General features: G+C 55.2%; 18 protein-coding genes. 8 read left to right on the top strand and 10 right to left on the bottom strand.

Annotated elements, in window-relative coordinates; translation table 11 throughout:
- Positions 1 to 81: 81 nt before the first annotated feature.
- Complete coding sequence (gene tyrR, locus M2406_RS07300; RefSeq protein WP_259189463.1) at positions 82 to 1,653, top strand: transcriptional regulator TyrR; 1,572 nt, start codon at positions 82 to 84, stop codon at positions 1,651 to 1,653.
- A 64-nt stretch (positions 1,654 to 1,717) separates the two neighbouring features.
- On the opposite strand, the gene tpx is transcribed toward tyrR, so the two are convergent.
- Positions 1,718 to 2,221, bottom strand: coding sequence for a thiol peroxidase (gene tpx, locus M2406_RS07295; protein ID WP_012145344.1), 504 nt, complete (start codon positions 2,219 to 2,221; stop codon positions 1,718 to 1,720).
- 223 nt (positions 2,222 to 2,444) lie between these two features.
- Between tpx and ycjG the strand changes: the two genes are divergently transcribed.
- Positions 2,445 to 3,425: an L-Ala-D/L-Glu epimerase gene (ycjG, locus tag M2406_RS07290; protein ID WP_259189462.1), complete on the top strand. Its 981-nt coding sequence runs from the start codon at positions 2,445 to 2,447 to the stop codon at positions 3,423 to 3,425.
- On the opposite strand, the gene mpaA is transcribed toward ycjG, so the two are convergent.
- Positions 3,422 to 4,129 (bottom strand): murein tripeptide amidase MpaA, encoded by a 708-nt coding sequence (gene mpaA / locus M2406_RS07285; protein ID WP_259189461.1) that lies wholly within the window; start codon positions 4,127 to 4,129, stop codon positions 3,422 to 3,424. The two genes, ycjG and mpaA, sit on opposite strands and share 4 nt — an antisense overlap.
- A 210-nt stretch (positions 4,130 to 4,339) precedes the next feature.
- On the opposite strand from mpaA, the gene M2406_RS07280 reads away from it, so the two are divergent.
- The 3 genes from M2406_RS07280 (at position 4,340) to M2406_RS07270 (ending at position 7,510) form a co-directional block, all read left to right on the top strand.
- Positions 4,340 to 5,290 (top strand): NADP-dependent oxidoreductase, encoded by a 951-nt coding sequence (locus M2406_RS07280; protein WP_259189460.1) that lies wholly within the window; start codon positions 4,340 to 4,342, stop codon positions 5,288 to 5,290.
- Positions 5,291 to 5,363: 73 nt separating this feature from the next.
- Complete coding sequence (locus tag M2406_RS07275; protein WP_012145340.1) at positions 5,364 to 5,714, top strand: hypothetical protein; 351 nt, start codon at positions 5,364 to 5,366, stop codon at positions 5,712 to 5,714.
- 161 nt (positions 5,715 to 5,875) lie between these two features.
- Positions 5,876 to 7,510: an ABC transporter substrate-binding protein gene (locus M2406_RS07270; protein WP_259189459.1), complete on the top strand. Its 1,635-nt coding sequence runs from the start codon at positions 5,876 to 5,878 to the stop codon at positions 7,508 to 7,510.
- Between the two features lie 69 nt (positions 7,511 to 7,579).
- Here the strand turns inward: M2406_RS07270 and M2406_RS07265 are convergent, their stop codons facing one another.
- Positions 7,580 to 8,656 (bottom strand): hypothetical protein, encoded by a 1,077-nt coding sequence (locus M2406_RS07265; RefSeq protein ID WP_259189458.1) that lies wholly within the window; start codon positions 8,654 to 8,656, stop codon positions 7,580 to 7,582.
- Positions 8,657 to 8,801: 145 nt separating this feature from the next.
- Between M2406_RS07265 and zntB the strand changes: the two genes are divergently transcribed.
- Positions 8,802 to 9,785 (top strand): zinc transporter ZntB, encoded by a 984-nt coding sequence (zntB, locus tag M2406_RS07260; RefSeq protein WP_259189457.1) that lies wholly within the window; start codon positions 8,802 to 8,804, stop codon positions 9,783 to 9,785.
- Between the two features lie 216 nt (positions 9,786 to 10,001).
- Here the strand turns inward: zntB and M2406_RS07255 are convergent, their stop codons facing one another.
- The 5 genes from M2406_RS07255 to nifJ all read right to left on the bottom strand — a co-directional run bounded on the left by M2406_RS07255 (position 10,002) and on the right by nifJ (position 17,113).
- Positions 10,002 to 10,400 carry a VOC family protein gene (locus M2406_RS07255; protein WP_259189456.1) on the bottom strand — a complete coding sequence of 133 codons (399 nt, stop codon included), beginning with the start codon at positions 10,398 to 10,400 and terminating at the stop codon, positions 10,002 to 10,004.
- Between the two features lie 139 nt (positions 10,401 to 10,539).
- Positions 10,540 to 11,472: a tRNA 2-thiocytidine(32) synthetase TtcA gene (ttcA, locus tag M2406_RS07250; protein ID WP_012145335.1), complete on the bottom strand. Its 933-nt coding sequence runs from the start codon at positions 11,470 to 11,472 to the stop codon at positions 10,540 to 10,542.
- A gap of 127 nt (positions 11,473 to 11,599) precedes the next feature.
- Positions 11,600 to 12,868, bottom strand: coding sequence for a translesion error-prone DNA polymerase V subunit UmuC (gene umuC, locus M2406_RS07245; protein ID WP_259189455.1), 1,269 nt, complete (start codon positions 12,866 to 12,868; stop codon positions 11,600 to 11,602).
- The gene (gene umuD / locus M2406_RS07240; RefSeq protein ID WP_012145333.1) at positions 12,868 to 13,290 is read right to left on the bottom strand and encodes a translesion error-prone DNA polymerase V autoproteolytic subunit; all 423 of its coding nucleotides are present in this window, start codon (positions 13,288 to 13,290) and stop codon (positions 12,868 to 12,870) included. The genes umuC and umuD overlap by 1 nt, the downstream gene beginning before the upstream one ends.
- A 289-nt stretch (positions 13,291 to 13,579) precedes the next feature.
- Positions 13,580 to 17,113, bottom strand: a complete 3,534-nt coding sequence (nifJ, locus tag M2406_RS07235) for a pyruvate:ferredoxin (flavodoxin) oxidoreductase (RefSeq protein ID WP_259189454.1) — start codon at positions 17,111 to 17,113, stop codon at positions 13,580 to 13,582.
- Positions 17,114 to 17,363: 250 nt separating this feature from the next.
- On the opposite strand from nifJ, the gene M2406_RS07230 reads away from it, so the two are divergent.
- Positions 17,364 to 17,696, top strand: coding sequence for an SMR family transporter (locus M2406_RS07230; protein ID WP_012145331.1), 333 nt, complete (start codon positions 17,364 to 17,366; stop codon positions 17,694 to 17,696).
- 571 nt (positions 17,697 to 18,267) lie between these two features.
- Positions 18,268 to 18,528 (top strand): DUF333 domain-containing protein, encoded by a 261-nt coding sequence (locus M2406_RS07225; protein ID WP_017892986.1) that lies wholly within the window; start codon positions 18,268 to 18,270, stop codon positions 18,526 to 18,528.
- Positions 18,529 to 18,570: 42 nt separating this feature from the next.
- Here M2406_RS07225 and hslJ read toward each other — a convergent pair whose 3' ends face one another.
- Together hslJ and M2406_RS07215 are read right to left on the bottom strand one after the other, a co-directional pair.
- Complete coding sequence (gene hslJ, locus M2406_RS07220) at positions 18,571 to 18,999, bottom strand: heat shock protein HslJ (protein WP_259189453.1); 429 nt, start codon at positions 18,997 to 18,999, stop codon at positions 18,571 to 18,573.
- A 21-nt stretch (positions 19,000 to 19,020) separates the two neighbouring features.
- On the bottom strand, positions 19,021 to 20,013 hold the full coding sequence (locus tag M2406_RS07215; protein WP_012145328.1) for a 2-hydroxyacid dehydrogenase: 993 nt from the start codon (positions 20,011 to 20,013) through the stop codon (positions 19,021 to 19,023).
- Positions 20,014 to 20,021: the final 8 nt, after the last annotated feature.

Here is a 20,021-nt window from a genome sequence, read left to right as displayed (position 1 = left end):
CAGATTGCTTCTACCGCTCGGGGTGAGAGAGTATCATCATCTTCAGTCATCCCCGCACCTGCAGAGATAAGGCCAATACTGATGCGTTTGGAAGTTTTTTGCGAAGACCGGATCGGTCTGACTCGAGAGTTACTCGATCTTTTGGTATTGCGCAGCATAGATTTACGTGGCATCGAAATCGATCCCATCGGCCGCATTTACCTCAATTTTTCCCAACTGGATTTTGACACCTTCCGCGCGCTGATGGTGGAAATCCGCCGCATTGCCGGCGTGACCGATGTGCGCACCGTGAATTTCATGCCGTCTGAACGCGAACACCGCGCACTGCGTGCGTTGTTGGAGTCGATGCCTGAGCCGGTGTTCTCGATTGATATGAAAGGCAAAGTTGAACTGGCCAATCCGGCAGCGCAGGCGCTGTTCGGGCTTAGCGAAGACAAAATTCGCAACCAGACGGCCACCGCATTGATTGGCGGTTATAACTTCAACCGTTGGCTCGAGAGCGAACAGACGGCGCCACAATCTGAGCGGGTGGTGATCCGCAGTCAGGACTTCCTGATGGATATCACGCCAATCTACCTGGAGGACGAAAACCAGCAGAATGCCGCCGTTGGCGCGGTAGTGATGCTGAAGTCCACGGCCCGTATGGGGCGTCAGTTACAGAATCTGTCGGTGAACGACGATACCGAGTTTGATCATATCGTTGCCGCCAGTCCGAAAATGCGCCAGGTGCTGGAGCAGGCGCGCAAGTTGGCGATGCTGGATGCGCCACTGTTGATTGTGGGCGACACCGGCACCGGCAAAGATATTCTGGCCCGGGCATGCCATTTGCGCAGCCCGCGTGGCAAGCAGCCGTTCCTGGCGCTCAATTGCGCCGCACTGCCGGATGACGTAGCGGAAAGCGAGTTGTTCGGCCATGCGCCGGGGGCTTACCCGAATGCGCTGGAAGGCAAGAAGGGCTTCTTTGAGCAGGCGCACGGTGGTTCGGTGCTGCTGGATGAAATCGGTGAGATGTCGCCGCGCATGCAGACCAAACTGCTACGTTTCATTAACGATGGCACTTTCCGCCGCGTGGGTGAAGAACACGAAGTCCATGTAGATGTGCGGGTAATTTGCGCGACGCAGAAAAACCTGACCGAACTGGTGCAGCGTGGTGAGTTCCGTGAGGATCTCTATTATCGACTTAACGTGTTGACCATCACCATTCCCCCGTTGCGTGAGCGTCCACAGGATATCATGCCGCTGACTGAACTGTTTGTGGCGCGTTTTGCCGATGAGCAGGGTGTGGCGCGGCCGAAGCTGTCGGGCGATCTGGGCAGTTTCCTCAGCAAATATGGCTGGCCGGGCAACGTGCGACAGTTAAAAAACGCCATTTACCGGGCGTTGACGCAAACCGAAGGTTTCGAACTTCGTCCGCAGGACATTGTACTGCCGGAGTTCGAGGTTGAAATGTCGCTGGGCGATGAGGTGATGGACGGCTCGCTTGATGATATCAGCAAGCGTTTCGAACGTTCGGTGCTGACCCGTTTGTACCGTACTTACCCGAGTACCAGAAAACTGGCGAAACGCCTGGGGGTTTCACATACCGCGATCGCCAATAAGTTGCGCGAATATGGGCTCAGCAGCCGTAAGCCTTCCGGGGAAAACGAAGAATAAAAAAACGGGCGCCATAAGCGCCCGTTTCAACGTTTAGAGGCCGGCAATCGTCGGCCTTCTGGCATTACTTCAATGCAGCCAGCGCCGCATCGTAGTTCGGCTCGGTGGTAATTTCATTCACCAGCTCGCTGTACAGCACGTTGTCCTGGCCATCCAATACCACAACCGCACGTGCGGTCAGGCCTGCCAGCGGGCCTTCAGCGATTTCAACGCCGTAAGCCTGTTTGAATTCTGCGCCACGCAGCGTGGACAGGGTGACTACATTGTTCAGGCCTTCTGCACCGCAGAAACGTGACTGGGCGAACGGCAGGTCGGCCGAGATGCACAGCACCACGGTGTTATCCAAGCCGCTGGCCAACTGGTTGAATGTACGAACCGAAGTTGCGCAAACGCCGGTATCAATACTTGGGAAAATGTTCAGAACTTTGCGTTTACCCGCGAAGCTGCTCAGCGCCACGTCCGACAAGTCTTTGGCAACCAGTGAGAAGGTTTTGGCTTGTTCGCCGGTTTGTGGCAGGTGGCCTGCAACGCTAACCGGGTTGCCTTGAAAATGTACTGTCTGAGTCATTAGCTTGATTCCTTTTACAGGTGTTTATACAAAGGGCATGAACCTAATAAAATGGCTTTTTGGCCGCTTTTAACATTAGGTTCACACCCTGGCATCAGTTTATGTCAACAATTGTGGGTTGGATAGATAAAGTTTGCTAAATAGTTGTATATATTAGAGTGTGTCCAAAAAAGCACCCGCGCGTTCGCCCGATTTTATACGCAATTTCCGTTCAGGAGCCGTTATGAGAAGCATGCGTTTTTACCCAGAAGCCTGGCCGTTGCATACCGCCTTTGTTATTGCCCGTGGCAGCCGCACCGAAGCCAAAGTAGTGGTGGTCGAAATTGAGCAGCAGGGCGTGCGGGGGATTGGTGAATGCACACCTTATCCGCGTTACGGTGAAAGTGAGGCTTCGGTGATGGAACGGCTGGCCGAAGTGGCTACGGCGGTCGAACAGGGCGTGACGCGCGAGCAATTGCAGCAGCTAATGCCGGCCGGCGCGGCGCGTAATGCGGTGGATTCCGCCTTGTGGGATTTGGAGTGTCAACTGAGCGGTCAGAGCCTCTGGCAGCGTAGCACGGTTGCCGAGCCAGAACGCATTCTGATGGCGCAAACCGTCAGCATAGGTTCGCCGGAGGCCATGGCCTTCGCCGCACGCGAACTTGAACAGCAAGGGGCACGCTTGCTGAAAATCAAACTGGACAATCATCTGATCAGCGAACGGCTGGTGGCGATCCGTGCGGCGGTGCCGGATGCCACGTTGATTGTCGATGCCAATGAGTCCTGGCAGGCGGAAGGGCTGGCGGCGCGCTGCCAACTGTTAGCGGATCTGGGCGTGGCGATGCTGGAGCAACCCCTGCCGGCAACGGATGACAGCGCACTGGAAAACTTTATCCACCCGTTGCCAATTTGCGCTGATGAAAGCTGCCACACCCGCGGTGATTTACCCAAGCTGGTTGGCCGTTATCAAATGGTCAATATCAAGCTGGATAAAACCGGCGGCCTGACCGAAGGGCTGGCGCTGGCGCAGGAGGCGCGGCAACAAGGGTTCGCTATTATGCTCGGTTGCATGTTGTGCACTTCGCGGGCGATCAATGCCGCATTGCCGCTGGCACCGGGCGCGCGATTCGTCGATTTGGACGGCCCGACCTGGCTGGCTAATGACGTTGAACCGGGGTTGGATTTTGAATGTGGGGCGATTAATCTCGCCCCATCGCCGGTTTAGCCCGGGTAAGTCAGCAATTCTACCATTGCGCTGAGGTAGTTTTCGCTGGCGGCATCGGCCGAGATCGGCGGGAATTCCGCAGTAATGCACGGCAGTGACAAATCGGCGCACCAGCTGCCGAATGATCCCGGCGTCTCGTAACCGACGCTGGTGACCAGCGGCAGGGCAAACTTATGCGAAAGCCAGACGCCGAGCTGTGAACTGGCCGGATCTTCAATACAGGCCAATGGCTCGTGGAACGACACCACCCAGTGCGGCTTCAACCGATGGATCAGATGACAGAGCCCCTGGGTTTCCGGTTCGGAACCTGGGCGGCCGCCGGTTGAGAGTTTTACATCCCGCGCTTCCGCCGCGCTGTTCCAACGATAAACCGTATCCCCGGATCGCCAATTGGCCGCCGGGAAGTTACGGTTCAAATCAACCCCGTTAGCGTTGGCGCGCAGCCCGAGTTGGCAACCGTCGGGATTGACCGCCAGTACTACATGGTGACGCAACTGGTTTGGTGCAATGCTGCGTAATGCGCAGGACAGGGTAACGATAGCGGCGCTCTCATCACCGTGGGTACCGGCAATAATCAGCCCGGTTTGCGGGCCGCTGACGGCCGCCGGGAAATAGAGCAGTGGTGCACCCAACAACGAACTGCCGTAATTCTCTCCTGCAACGGCCAATTGGCCACGTTCACTGCGCGGTCGATGCTGGATCATGATGTAGTCCCTGATTTAAAGGTCGAGAGTGATTATCATTTTATTCAGTGTATTACGCTTTCGCTTAACTTTCCCAGAGCAATTTCTCACCCAGTGACAAAATTGATTGTCATAAAATCCTGAACAGTGATTCCAATTATTGATGACTGGCAGACGATCTTGGGTTCGCTACACTGGCTCCTATTGTGAACAGATAAACTGGAGCTCTTCATGAAAGCCATTGCAGTCAAACAACTCGGTGCTACGCCAGAACAGGTAGAGATCGCCAAACCCTCACTACAACCCGGCCAGATCCTGGTTAAAATGGCCGCTGCCGGGCTAAACCCGGTTGACTGGCGGATAGCCGACGGCATGCTACAGGAGAAATTGCCACACGTTTTCCCTTTGGTGATTGGTACCGACGGTGCGGGCGTGGTGGAGGCAGTCGCCGATGATGTCAGCGGATTCAGCGTCAATGAACGGGTGGCCGGCAAGTTTATGTTCGGCGTTGTCGGTGCCGGTAGCTACGCCCAATATGCGGTGATTGACCAAAAAGCGGTACTGGCGCGAGTACCTGATGAGGTGAGTTTGACCACTGCGGCGGCCATGCCGATTGCGGCCGGTACCGCGCTGAAACTGGTTGAGAAACTGCAACTGAGCGCGGGTGCGACTCTGCTGGTGGTGGGCGCAACCGGCGGCGTTGGGCGCTTCGTTATTCAACTGGCCAAACGTCAGGGGCTGAAGGTAATTGCTACCGGCGGGGCTGATGCCGAGGCCGCATTGCGTGAGCTGGGGGCTGAGAAGGTGATTGATCATCACCGGGCACCCGTGCTGCAGCAGGTTCAACAACTATACCCGCAGGGCATTGACGGCATGATCGATCTGGTCAGCAATGCCGAAGCATTCAGCGCCTTACTGGTTATTCTGCGTAAGGGCGGCGTGGCGCTGAGCACCATTTGGTCGGCAGCTCCGGAGCTGATGCAGCAACAAGGCCTGCGTGGCGGCAATATTGAGGCGCAAATCAGTGCGGATGAGCTGGAGCAACTGTTACAGAGCGTCGCGCGCGGTGAGCTGCAGGTGCCGGTGGAACGTCTGGTATCGATTAAACAGGCACCGGAAATGCTGGCGGAGAGCAAAGCCGGTGGCTCACGCGGCAAAACCGTGCTGAACATTGATTGGTGAAGCCAATAAAACCACGCCATCTATTTCGCTGTTGTTATACTATCGGCAAAGCTAACCAAACAGGGGATTTAACATGCCAGTAGCCAGAATAGTTGCCAGCTATAGCGAAAATGATAAGGATACCATCACGCTGCTGTGCGGCGTGGACGAGGAAAACCAGATCCGTCAGGGTGAATGGTTTGGCGTGGTGAAGAACGACGACGGGCGTGGCGATGAGTCCAACTATCCGTTTACTCTGCACGTCGATTATCAGAAAAACAGCTTCTATCTCGACTATGGTTTTGACGATGCCGAGTCACGCCAGATGCAGAAAACCGATATTCATGCCAAGCCATTGGCAGAGAAAGGCTTCTTCACCATTTTTGATGAAGAAGAGGGTGAAGAATTCAGCTACCGCATCAATAGCATTCACCTTTACGACTAATAAAGCCGACTAACAGAAAATGCCCGTATCGACACCGTCGTGCGGGCATTTTTATTGCCTGGCCCCCCAGTTTTTACATCTTGTCCGCCGGGAACTCTAGGTGAGACTAATCTTGTGCTATAAGATAAAAAATTCAGATGGTTAACGGGGGATAAATCAGAATGACGAGAAAAAAAATTCAACAGGGTTTTCGTTTGGCGCTGTGTGCCGTGGCGATTGGCGCAGGGCTGAGCAGCGCCATGGCGGCTCAGGTTCCCCCAGGTACTACGCTGGCGGAGAAACAGGGAATAGTTCGCCATATCAAAGATGAGCCGGCCTCACTCGATCCCATTAAAGCGGTTGGCCTGCCGGAAGCACAATTGGCGCGCGATCTGTTTGAAGGGCTGGTGAACCAGGATGCCAACGGCAAGGTGATCCCCGGCGTCGCAACCCGCTGGCAAACCACCGATAACCAAACCTATATTTTCACCCTGCGTAAAGATGCGCGCTGGTCTAACGGTGACCCTGTCACGGCGAAAGACTTCGTTTACAGTTGGCAGCGGCTGGTTGAGCCGAAGAACTTGTCACCTTTTGCCTGGTTTGCCCAGTTGGCCGGCATCCAAAACGCCGATGAGATCATTACCGGCAAGCTGCCTGCCGATAAGCTGGGCGTCACCGCGCTGGATGATTACACCTTCAAAGTGCAGTTGAACAAACCGGTGCCGTATTTTGTCAGCCTGACGGCCAACTTCAGCCTGTTCCCGGTCAACAAGGCGGTGGTAGAGAAATTTGGCAACGACTGGACCAAGGTCGGCAACCTGGTCGGTAACGGCGCGTTTAAACTGCAGGAACGGGTAGTTAACGAGAAGCTGGTACTGACGCCAAACGATCACTATTGGGATCATGCGCATACGGTGTTGACCAAAGTGACCTTTGTGCCGATCAACCAGGAATCCAACGCCACCAAGCGTTATCTGGCCGGCGATATCGATATCACCGAGTCCTTCCCGAAAAACATGTACCAAAAACTGCTGAAAGACATCCCGGACCAAGTCTATACCCCGGATCAGCTCGGCACCTATTATTATGCTTTTAATACCCAACGTGCGCCGACTAACGATGTGCGGGTGCGCAAGGCATTGTCTTACGCTATCGATCGCAAGATTATCGCCGAAAAAGTGTTGGGGACCGGTGAAAAACCGGCTTACCACTTCACCCCGGATGTCACCGCCGGGTTTAAGCCGGAAGTGAGCCTGTTGCAACAGCAACCACAGGCCGAACTGGACGCCCAGGCCAAGGCGTTGATGCAGGCGGCAGGTTATGGCCCGAACAATCCGCTGAAACTGACGCTGTTGTACAACACTTCGGAAAGCCATCAGAAAATTGCGATTGCTGTGGCTTCAATGTGGAAGAAAACGCTCGGTATTGACGTCAAGCTGCAAAATCAGGAATGGAAAACCTATATCGATAGCCGTAACACCGGCAATTTCGACGTGGTGCGTGCTTCCTGGGTCGGCGATTACAATGAAGCCTCGACCTTCCTGTCGTTGTTAAGCTCAACCCACAGCGGAAATATCGCTAAATTCAAAAGTGCGGATTACGACAAACTGCTCGCGCAGGCCAGCCGGGAAACCAGTGCGGCAGCCTTGACCACTGACTACAACAAACTTGAGCAGATCATCGCCGAACAGGCACCGATCGCGCCAATTTATCAGTATACCAATGGCCGATTGATCAAACCCTGGGTGAAAGGCTACCCGATCACCAATCCGGAAGACGTGGCGTACAGCCAGACGATGTATATTTTGAAGCATTGATATATTGCGATAGTCCCATGTGTTGCCATCAAACCCCGCGAGAGCGGGGTTTCTACTTAGGTGGCAGGGCTATGGGGCATCAAACAATGCGCTACGGCCTGTCGTCGAAGGAAATACGCAGGCTACATCGTGGGCACAGTCGGGAACGATCAGCAAATCACGTTTGGCGTGCGGCGCAATAAACCGCCGGTCGTAAGCGGCATAGGCGATGCCGCGCTGCAGTCGGTAGGGGCCTTGCGCCTGAGCTGCGCAAGACTTATCGAGTATTTTGTAGAAAGTGCCGGGTGCGCTGCCGGTATCCTTCTCGCCTTCAAGATAGGTGATATCCGCCGATGCATAGCGCTGGCGCACAGATGTGCTGTTTTGGTCGAGAAAGGCCGGAACCGCTTCAATGCCGTATTTCCAACGATCGACGTTCGGGCAGACATCGTTCCTGTTCTCAACCCAATCAAAGCTACAGTCGCCTTGTTGGTTACAGTCGCGCCAGTCGGCAGGGCGACCATTTGTTACCGGTCGTGGCCTTCGGCTATCGAAATAGAGCCAACTGCCGGGGTCGGCGATGACGTAACGCAGCTTCACGCCGGCCGGCGGATGGGCGAACCCGACATAGTGCTGCACAAACTGTGCCCCGGCGGAGAAGCCGGCGATGGTCACCGACCGTACCGTTGGCCATTTTATTTTCAGCTCGGCAACCAGACTATCCAGCGCAACAAATGAGCTGGTACTCCCCTGATTGTCCAGATCCCCTTCGATCCAGGAACTGCAGCTCCAGAGTGCGTCACCTGCCTGTGCGGCTGGCACTCCGGGGGAGTGACAGTGTGCGGCCTGCGCATCGCTAACCGGAAACAGCGGGGCAACCAGCAGCCAGTTATCGGCTTTGGCTGTGCGCTGGGCCGCCGTTAAGGCAGCGGCCAGCGTTTTCCCTGCATCTCTGGGGTGTCCGTGCAGTACGATTAACGCGCTGTGTGGTGTGGGGCCATGATATTTCGCAACGAAGTAAGGCAGGTCACCCGCTGAGTCAGCTAATTTGACCCGATATGCGTCCGCGATAGCGTTGAGTGAGTTATCTGCGGCAAACAGCGGATGAAACGGCGCCGGAGCAAACGCCAAAACTGAGGCTAACAAGAATGTCGAAGTGGATTTCATTAGGTGCCCGGCCGCGCGTTGTGCGTTATTTATCCATGTTAGCGCATAAGCTCCTCCCAGGTGCAGCATTCGCACGGCTTCATCTTTGATCCGCTTACCATTAACGCTAGACTCTGGAATAACTGAAAAGCAGAGGGGATGAGGAATGGAAGTCATTGAGGGGCGCGAGTTACAGGTTCCTGACGCAGTGTATGCCTACCAGCTCGATGGCAAGGGCGGTGTAACATCGATTGATTACGATGACAAAGTTACCTGCGATGAGCCTTGCTGGCTGCATCTCGATTATGCGCACTCTGCCAGCGCCGAATGGCTGGCCACCACGCCACTGCTGCCGGATGCGGTCAGAGAGGCGCTGTCAGGAGAGAGCTCGCGGCCACGCGTCAGTAAGGTGGGCGATGGCACCATGATTACACTGCGCAGCATTAACTTTAACGCCAATTCACGGCCGGATCAGTTGGTGACCATTCGCGTCTACATGACGGATAAACTGATCGTTTCCACCCGCCATCGCAAGGTTTTTTCCATCGACCAGGTAGTGAACGATCTGCAAAGCGGCATCGGGCCGACCAACAGCGGCAACTGGCTGGTGGAAATTTCGGATGCACTGACCGATCACGCCAGTGAGTTTATCGAGGATCTGCATGACAAGATCATCGATCTGGAAGATTCGCTGTTGGAGCAACAGGTTCCCGAACGCGGGCAACTGGCGCTGATCCGCAAACAGCTGATCGTACTGCGCCGCTATATGGCACCGCAACGTGATGTATTTTCCCGGCTGGCCAGCGATCGTCTGCCCTGGATGAATGATGACGACCGTCGTCGCATGCAGGATATTGCCGATCGATTAGGGCGCGGCCTGGATGATTTGGACGGCAGCATTGCCCGTACCGCGATCCTTTCTGACGAAATCACCACCGTGATGGCTGATGCCATGAACCGCCGCACCTACACCATGTCATTATTGGCGATGGTGTTTTTGCCGACGACCTTTTTGACCGGGTTGTTCGGCGTCAACCTGGGCGGCATTCCAGGCGGCGACAACCCTTTGGGTTTTGCTACGTTTTGCCTGACACTGACCGGATTGGTGTTCGGCCTGGGCTGGTGGCTGAAGCGACGCCGCTGGCTGTAGCCAAAAAACGCTGATAACCCGGTTAACATTGAGCGATATCAACTTTTACCGGAGGGAAATGGGGCATGATCTATCTCGCAGGTGAATGCAACGTCAAGCGATGGGCGTTGTGCTCCATAATTGTCTTACTTTCTTATATTTAGAATTACTGCATAGCACATTGATTCATACGATGCCGGTTTAATCACCGGCATTTTTTTGTCTGCAATTTGCCCGTCAGGCTGCACTCTCATCCCAGAAACTGGCCTCGATCTTATGCCCATCCAGATCCCGAACAAAGCAGCCGTAATAGGCTTCGCCATAGTGTGGCCGTGAACCGGGGGCGCCTTCATCTGTCGCACCGGCCTGCAGCGCCTGGCGGTAAAAATCATCGACCTGCTGTTTGCTGGTGGCGAAAAAACCCACGTGCAGGCCATTGCCGGCAGTGGCCGGTTTACCGTCGATCGGTACCTGCAACCAGAACTCCGGATAGTCACGCCCATAGCCAATGGCGCCAGGGTGTTCCAACACCCGCCGGCAACCTAATGCGGCAAGGGTTCGATCGTAGAAGTCGGCTGCGGCGTCAAAATGATTGCTGCCGAGAGAAACGTGAGACAAGCAGGGGGTGATGTTCATCGGTAATCTCCAGTGACTGTATAAAAACACAGTATAGGATAAAAACGGCACTGTCCGATGAATTCTGCTGAAATTGCGAGCGGGATCGAAAACTGATGAAGGGAAATTTCCGCCCACAGCGTGCGGGCGGAATAACGACTTACTTGATCTCGAGTACGTCTAAACGTACCGGGGCGGCATCATCCGCATCTTCCGGTTGCCAGCCGATCGGCTGCATTGGAATATCTTCACGGTCAAAGGCCAGATCGCCACCGTCAACCACTTCGCTGCCGTGGTGAATCCCTTTGAAATCAAAAAGGTTGTAGTCACTCAGGTGCGAAGGCACTACGTTTTGCATCGCGCTGAACATGGTTTCCAGCCGGCCCGGATAACGTTTATCCCAGTCGCGCAGCATGTCGCCAATCACCTGGCGTTGCAGGTTGGGCTGCGAGCCGCACAGGTTGCACGGGATAATCGGGAAGCCTTTGGCGACCGAGAACCGCTCGATGTCTTTTTCACGGCAGTAAGCCAGCGGGCGAATAACCACGTGTTTGCCATCGTCGCTCATCAGCTTGGGTGGCATGCCTTTCAGCTTGCCGCCGTAGAACATGTTGAGGAACAGCGTCTGCAGAATATCGTCGCGGTGGTGGCCAAGGGCAATTTTGGTGGCCCCCAGCTCGGTAGCGGTGCGGTAAAGAATGCCGCGGCGCAGGCGTGAACACAGTGAGCAGGTGGTTTTGCCCTCAGGGATCTTGTCCTTGACGATGCTGTAGGTGTTTTCCTCAACAATCTGGTATTCCACCCCCAGGCTTTCCAGATAGGCCGGCAGAATATGCTCGGGGAAACCGGGTTGTTTCTGATCGAGGTTGACCGCAACCAGTGAGAAATTGACCGGGGCGCTTTGCTGCAGGTTGCGCAAAATCTCCAGCATGGTGTAGCTGTCTTTGCCGCCGGACAGGCAAACCATGATGCGGTCGCCTTCCTCAATCATGTTGAAATCGGCGATCGCCTGACCCACGTTACGACGCAGGCGCTTTTGCAATTTGTTCAGATTGTACTGCTCTTTTTGACTAACTGTTTGTTGTTCTGACATTTAAATCGTGCTCGTTCTCAATTGGGGGCACTATGGGCATAAAGTTTTAGGCAGCGAGTTTAGCATTCTATGGGCTGCTTGGGTATTTCATCCATCCGCTCCGGATAGCAAATGCGGTTTGCTTGCCTCAGTACACGCGGGCACGTGGCAAATCTGCCACCCGCGTGGTGTAAGCGGGAGAGAGAAACTCACGTTTCATCGACCATGTCTGTTGGTTTCCTTGCCCGGCAAACCAGACCCCGGCATGCCCGGACTGATTGATTTTATCCAACGCGGCCATTAAGCGTGCGCTGTTAGGCCGTGGCTGATACTCATCGAACAAGTCCAACTGAGCGACGCCTTGTGAGTAAAAGTCCTGCAGCATAACGCCGGCTTTTAGATAGCGGTGGCCGGGCTGCCAAATCTTATCAAGGCATCGAGTTGCGGCGGCGATGATGTCGCGCGTATCTTGCGTCGGCGTACTGAGCCTGATGCTCGCGGTGTTGCCGTAATACTTTTCATTGGCCGAGAAGGGGCTGGTTTTAACCCATGCATTGATATTCCGGCAATACTGGTGTTCTGCACGCAGTTTTTCTGCCGCGCGGGAAGCGTGCATGCAGATAGCCTGATGCATATCCTGGTATTCAGTGACGCGTTCGCCAAAGGATCTGCTGCAAATGATCTGCTGTTTGGTGGGGGCAAACTCCTCAAGTGACAAACAGGGTTCACCACGCAGTTCACGCACCGTGCGTTCAACCACCACGCTGAAATGCTTGCGGATCATCGTGGTGCTTGCATCCGCCAGCTGCAGTGTGCTTTTGATCCCCATATTTTGCAATTCTTTGGTTATGCGCCGCCCGATGCCCCAGACTTCTGCTACCGGTACTTTATCCATTAGTTTTCGCTGCCGCTCCTGGTTGGAAAGGTCAACCACGCCTTGGGTCTGACTCCATTTTTTCGCCGCGTAGTTCGCCAACTTTGCCAGCGTCTTGGTCTGGGCAATACCGACGCCGACGGTGAGGCCGGTGCATCGCAAAACGCGGGCGCGAACCTGGTGCCCAAAGGTGGCCAAATCGACACAATTTTGTATCCCGGCAAGCTCCAGAAAGCTTTCGTCGATAGAGTACATTTCGGTCCGCGGTGCCATTTCTTCGAGCACGGCCATCACTCGCATCGACATATCGGCGTACAGCTCGTAGTTGCTGCTGAATGCGATACCCCCGGCACGCTCAAAATCATGCTTTATCTTGAAATAGGGCGCGCCTGTTTTCAGGCCCAGGGCCTTTGCCTCTTTGCTCTGTGCCACCACACAGCCGTCGTTGTTCGACAGAACAACAATCGGGCGGCCACGCAGATCCGGACGCCACAGCGTTTCACAACTTGCATAGAAGTTGTTTACATCGGCCAGGGCGTACATTATTTCAGCCTGGTGATGGTTGAAACCACCACGCCGACAATGTCCAGTTCAGCACCATCATCCGGGAGCGGTATCGGCCTGAATGTCGGGTTCATCGGCTCAAGCTGTTTGACAGGATGCAGGCACAGGCGCTTAACCGTGAACTCGCCTGCGATGCTGGCGATCACGATATCGCCGTGACAGGCGCCAATACTGCGATCGACCACCAGCATGGAGCCGTCGGTGATCCCGGCTTCGATCATGCTTTCTCCTGAAGCGATCAGAAAGTAAGTCGCCGAAGGGTGGCTAATGCAGTACTCGTTGAGGTCGATTCGCGCGTGTATATAGTCTTGCGCCGGGCTGGGAAAGCCCGCCGGGACGTTATCGGCGTAAAGCGGAATGAACTGTTTCTCTGGGGTTGGCGTGGGGAAAAAGTGTTTCATGGTGCATTTCTCTATACTGTTTTTATATACAGTATAAGCGAGTTTTAGCCATTACAACCATAAAGAAAGTCAGGGGCGAGAGGATCCACAGCTATCCCCTTGTTGGGCAAGATGATCCTCTCGGAAAATTTTTAGGGTGTGGCTTGCAGGGCCGAATGTAGCGGTGTTTTTACGCCTGGAAACGTTTTTTATCAGCCGGGAAAGGCGAGCTACGTGCGGGGGGCGGTGAAAGAGGCACAGCGGCAAAGCTGGCTGGAAGCGGGGCGCGAACCGGTCGCGCCCCGATGATTTACTCGGCGGAGGATTTTTCCCCTTTGCCGGCCAGCAGGCTGAGGAAGTCGTACTTCTCCTTCAGCTCTTTCTCTGCGGCCTGATACAGCGCGCTGGCGACCTCCGGCTGCTGCGAGTTCAGGCGGCGGAAGCGCTGTTCTTTCAGCAGCGTTTCGGTCAGGTTGCTGTTTGGCGGCCGGGAGTCCAGCGCCAGCGCAGCTTTGCCCTCATCGGCACGGCGTGGATCGAAGCGGTACAGCGGCCAGAAACCGGTGGCGGTCAACTGTTTCATCTGGTCGTGACTTAGCGCCAGATCGTAACCGTGCTCTTCGCAGGGGCTGTAGGCGATAATCAGTGATGGGCCCGGATAGGCCTCGGCCTCCTGAATCGCTTTCACCGTCTGGTTGAGCTGCGCACCCAGCGAGATCTGCGCCACATACACATGGCCGTACATCATCATGCTGACGCCCAGATCCTTACGCGCCTTGCGCTTGCCGTGCTCACCGAACTTGGTGACTGCACCCAGCGGGGTAGCTTTCGACTGTTGGCCACCGGTGTTGGAGTAACATTGGGTATCCAGCACCAGTACGTTGACGTTCTCGGTCAGGCTGAGGACGTGATCCAACCCACCGAACCCGATGTCGTAAGCCCAGCCATCGCCGCCAATCAACCAGATGGACTTATCCACCAGATAATCGGCGTCGGTCGCCAGTTGGCGTGCATCGTTGCCTTCAATTTTCGTCAACAGGCCGCGCAGTTCAGCAATCTGCTGGCGGCGTGGTTCCGGTGCGATATCTTCCATCTGCAGAGCATTAACCAATTGTGTCGGCAACTGTGGTGTCAGCGTGTTCAACAGGCGCAATACGCGGCTGCGGTGCTGGTCGACAGTCAGGCGGAAGCCCAGACCGAATTCGGCGTTGTCCTCAAACAGCGAGTTGGCCCAGGCCGGGCCGCGCCCTTCGGCATTGGTGGTGTAAGGCGTGGTGGGCAGGTTGCCGCCGTAAATGGATGAGCAGCCGGTGGCATTGGCAATCAGCAGTCGGTCGCCATAAAGCTGGGTCAACAGTTTGATATACGGCGTTTCGCCGCAGCCGGAACAGGCGCCGGAGTATTCGAACAGCGGCGAAATCAGCTGCGAGGTGCGAATATCGATCCGCTCGAGCTGCGCCGGGTCGATCTCCGGCAGTTGCAGGAAGAAGTCGTAGTGTTCTTTTTCCACGGCCAGGTGCTCCAGCCGTGGCGCCATGTTGATGGCCTTGATGTCAGGATCCTGGCGGTCTTTCGCCGGGCACACCTCAACGCACAGGTTGCAACCGGTACAGTCTTCCGGCGCCACCTGCAGCACGTATTTCTGACCGCGCATATCTCGCGCCTTCACGTCCAGCGATTGCAGCGAGGCAGGGGCATGCTCCATGGCCTCCGGCTGAACCACTTTGGCGCGAATGGCGGAATGCGGACAGGCGGCAACGCAGTGGTTGCACTGGGTGCACAGATCCGGCTGCCAGATAGGGATCGCCTCGGCGATATTGCGTTTTTCCCACTGGGTGGTGCCCACTGGCCAGGTGCCGTCCGGCGGGAAGGCGGACACTGGCAGCGCATCGCCCAATCCGGCCAGCATCGCGGCGGTGACGGTTTTGACAAAGTCAGGCGCGGCGTCGGAAACCACCGGCGGTCGCATTGGGCTGCTGTCGTTAACCGGCTGCAGCGGGATCTCAATCAGTGCATCGAGCGTAGCGGCCAGCGCCTGCCAGTTGCGTTCAACAATATCCTGGCCTTTGCTGCTGTAGCTGCGGGCAATGGCGTCGCGCAATTGCTGCAGTGCCACATCGCCCGGCAGGATCTGGGTCAGGTGGAAAAACGCCATCTGCATCACGGTATTGATGCGCGCGCCAAGTCGGCATTCCCGCGCCAGTTTGGCGGCGTTGATGATGTAAAATCGCGCCTGACGCTGTTGCAGCACCGCCTGCACTTCCTGCGGCAGCCGCGACCAGACTTCTTCCGCACCGTACGGGGTATTGAGCAGGAAAATGCCGCCGGGTTTCAGGCGCTCCGCCATCTGGTAGGTATCGATAAACTGCAATTGGTGACAGCCGACAAAGTCAGCGCGACTGACCAGATAGGCCGAGTTAATCGGCTGCTCACTGACGCGCAGATGCGACACCGTCAGGCCACCGGCCTTTTTCGAATCGTAGACAAAATAGCCTTGGGCATAGAGCGGCGTGCTGTTGCCGATGATTTTGATGTTGTTTTTGGTGGCGGAAACCGACCCGTCGCTGCCCAGGCCGTAGAATAACGCCTCCAGTGAGGCACGCTGCGGCAGGGTTTCTTCACTGAGCGGCAGGGAAAGGCCGGTCACATCGTCAAAAATACCGACGGTAAAACGCGGGCGCGGTTTGTCCAGCGTCAGTTCTTTAAATACCGCCAACGCGCAGTCTGGCCCGAACTCTTTTGAGGACAATCCATAACGGCCACCGATCACTATCGGCATGTTGGCGCGTTCACCCCGGCTGAAGGCTTCGGCCAGCGCGGTCATCACGTCCAGATACAGCGGTTCTGCCAGCGCGCCTGGCTCCTTGGTGCGATCCAGTACGGCGATTTTCGTTGCGCTTGCCGGCAGCATGCTGAGCAGGTGTTGCGCGGAAAAGGGGCGGAACAGTCGGACTTTCAGCACGCCGACTTTTTCGCCGCGAGTCAGCAGGGCGTCGATCGCCTCTTCGCAGGTACCGATAGCGGATCCCATCAGGATCACGACGCGTTCGGCCTGTGGATGACCGTAATATTCAAAAGGCTGATATGCCCGGCCGGTGATCTGGGCAAACTTGTCCATCGCATCAATTACGTGCTGACTGGTCGCGTTATACCAGGGATTGGTGGCCTCACGAGACTGGAAATAGGTATCCGGGTTGGCGGAGGTACCGCGCACCACAGGATGGTCCGGTGACAGCGCGCGGCTGCGGTGCGCATCAATCGCTTCCTGCGGCAGCATCTGGCGCAGGGTATCGTCGCTCAACGGGACGATCTTGTTGATTTCATGCGAGGTACGGAAACCATCAAAAAAGTGAATAAACGGCAGGCGACTGTTGAGGCTCGCCGTTTGAGAAATCAACGCAAAGTCCTGCGCCTCCTGCACGTTACTGGCGCACAGCATGGCGCAGCCGGTCTGGCGTACCGCCATCACGTCGGAATGGTCGCCGAAAATCGACAGTGCGTGCGTAGCGATGGTCCGTGCGGCGACGTGCAGAACAAACGGCGTCAGTTCACCGGCCAGTTTGTACAGCGTCGGGATCATCAACAGCAGGCCCTGCGACGAGGTAAATGAGGTCGACAGTGCGCCGGTTTGCAATGCACCGTGCACGGTGGCGATCGCACCGCCTTCCGACTGCATTTCCACCACTCGCGGTACGTCGCCCCAGATATTCTGACGGCCGTCGCCGGACCAGGCATCGGCCTGTTCCGCCATGGTCGAACTGGGTGTAATCGGGTAGATGGCAATCACTTCGCTGGCGCGATAGGCCACGGAAGCGACTGCGTTATTACCATCTGTAGTAATCATCGACTTTACCTTTCATTGCTCAAAAAGCCGCAAAAGTCGCCTCTTGCAGTAATTAACAAAGTCTAGCAGAGGGATATATTGGCCCTTTATCGCATTTGTGTGGCGGTGGAAAAATCGACCAGAGTTACTGTAAATTGATATTTCCCGCATTAAAATCACGCCGCGAAGACGAATTGTCATGGTTGTTTAACGACAATTTATTTCCAGCGCGTCATACTGTCGAACAGGTGAACTTACGGAAGAAAAAACGATGAGCGGATTTATGTATTTAGCCATGGCGATTGTGGCGGAAGTGGTCGCCACTACCATGCTGAAAGCCTCTGAAGGCTTTACCCGCCTGTGGCCATCGCTGGTGGTGGTGGTCGGTTACGCGGTCGCTTTTTGGGGGCTGTCGATGGTGGTTAAAACCATGCCTCTGGGTATTGTCTACGCTATCTGGTCCGGTATGGGCATTGTTCTGGTGTCCATTGCGGCAGTATTTGTTTATCAGCAAAAACTGGATTTACCGGCAGTTCTCGGGATGGGGTTAATTATTGCCGGCGTACTGGTGATTAATTTACTGTCGAAAACGGCGGCGCACTAATTGTTATTTTAAGGTGAACATAGCCAGCGTGACATTCAGTGACGCTGGCTGAACGCCTCAGTAATAATAACTGAAAATAATGAATCAGTTATATTCACCCAGTAACAAAACCAACGCTGTTTTTTTACTATTGTCTGACAATTCCCAGCCCGTCTATTGCTCCCAATCTGCTCCTTCGAACCTGTTATCGCACGTGTCGCCCAGACCGCACGCTGGCTGCTCCATGAGCTGCGTGAAAGCCGCGGTGACGACAAGAATGATCGCAACGTTCAAATAAACGCCAAATAAACGCCAAATAATTGCAGGAATATATTTTCATTATTTATATATCAGGCTAGATTAAATAGGTTTGCATCAAAGATAACGAAACGTGTCCGTAATAAGTGACGCGAGTTATACCCTTTGGGTTTCGAGTTGCAGCTAGGCGACCAGCTCGCTCATCCCCAGGCGCTTACTTTAGTAAGTAACTGGGGTGAGCGAGTGCAGGTAACAACGCTGCGGCTTGAAAGACGACGGGTATATCGGCAATGGCGATTTTACACAGCTTAGTTCCGGGTTCAGGAGTGGGATAATGACAACATCAAAATGGTTGCTGGCCGGTGCCGTATTGCTTTTGGCCGCATGCAGCAGCAAAAATGAAGAGCCAGTACAGCAGGGCAACAGCGCCAGAATCAATACCTTACAGACCAGCGCGAACTGCGCCAGCGTGGGCGGTACCACTACCGTGACGCACAATTTAAACGGCGAGGCGGTAAGAATGTGCCAGATGCCGAATGGTAAGCAATGCGAAGAATGGACGCTGGGTCAGGGAGCCTGTTCAACCGCCGGTTAAACCGGAAAGAACACCAGGCCACCTGGGCCTGGTGAACAGGGATTACTGCACCCAGTCTCGCTGGGTATAGACCAGGACGTGGCCGCTGCCGCTCAGTGTCAATTTCTGAGCGCTGAGGGTGACTTTTGCCCCTTTGCCCAGCACGTCGCCAATCAACCAATCCCACTGGTTGAGTTGCGGGTCTGAGCAGGCCATGCGGGTTGAAGCCAGCCCAGGCACCGTCAACACGCCGTCTTGCAATTGGCCGCCACCAAAGAAGTGGTTACACATGGCGCCGGAAACGTGCATTTTCTCACCGAACTCAAGATTGGGTCTGTTGCCGGGGCGTGACTTTACTGCCACGCCATCGACGCTTTGCAGCGCAAAATTGTGATGCAACAGATCGCTTTCTGTCACCGTTTTACCGTTCTGGCTCATACCACACCCCGCTAACAGCAGCGCCGTTAACGCCACTGAGATAGACTTTTTCATCGACTTTCCTTGTTAAAAATATCAGGCATTGAGCTGATTCGGGCAGTTCTCGCCCTGTTCCAATTGGTGAATGTTTTTCAGCGTGGTTTCCGAGATGCTGGTCAGCGCCTCTTCGGTCAGGAAAGCCTGATGGCCGGTAAACAGCACGTTGTGGCAGGCTGACAGGCGGCGGAAAATATCGTCCTGGATCACGTCATTGGATTTGTCTTCAAAGAACAAATCGCGTTCATTCTCATACACATCCATTCCCAGTGCGCCGATTTTCTGCTGTTTCAAGGCATCAATCGCCGCCGAGGAGTCAATCAGTGCGCCACGGCTGGTGTTGATAATCATCACGCCGTTTTTCATCAGGCTGAAAGCATCACTGTCCAGCAGATGGTGGTTTTCCGGCGTCAACGGGCAGTGCAGGGTGATCACGTCGGACTGTGCGTACAGCGTTTTCAGATCGACATATTCGGCACCCATCTCCAGCGCTTGTTCGCTTGGGTAGGGATCATAAGCCAATAGTTTCATGCCAAACCCTTTCAGGATCCGCATGGTGGCGATGCCAATTTTACCGGTGCCAATCACCCCGGCGGTGCGGTTATGCATATTGAAGCCAATCAACCCCTCGAGCGAGAAGTTGGCATCGCGGGTACGCTGATAAGCGCGATGAATACGACGATTCAGGCACATCATCATCCCCACGGCGTGTTCAGCGACCGCTTCCGGCGAATAGGCCGGTACGCGTACCACTTTGATGCCCAATTCTTTGGCGGCGTCCAGATCCACGTTATTGAAACCGGCGCAGCGCAGGGCCAGGATTTCCACCCCCAGTGCCGCCAGTTCTTCAAGGACTTCACGGCTGCCGTCGTCGTTAACGAAGATACAGATGGCTTTGCAACCGGCGGCGTTTTTGGCGGTTCTTTTACTGAGCAGGAAATCGAAAAACTCCAGCTCGTAGCCAAACTGCTGATTCACCAGTTCGAGATATTTACGGTCATACTGTTTAGTGCTGTATATCGCCATTTTCATCGTGGTTT

The sequence above is a fragment of the Serratia sp. BIGb0163 genome (assembly GCF_024809935.1).
GTDB classification, from domain to species: domain Bacteria; phylum Pseudomonadota; class Gammaproteobacteria; order Enterobacterales; family Enterobacteriaceae; genus Serratia; species Serratia quinivorans.
The sequence above is the reverse complement of the archived record's forward strand: the minus strand, read 5'-3'. Positions and strand labels throughout refer to the sequence as shown.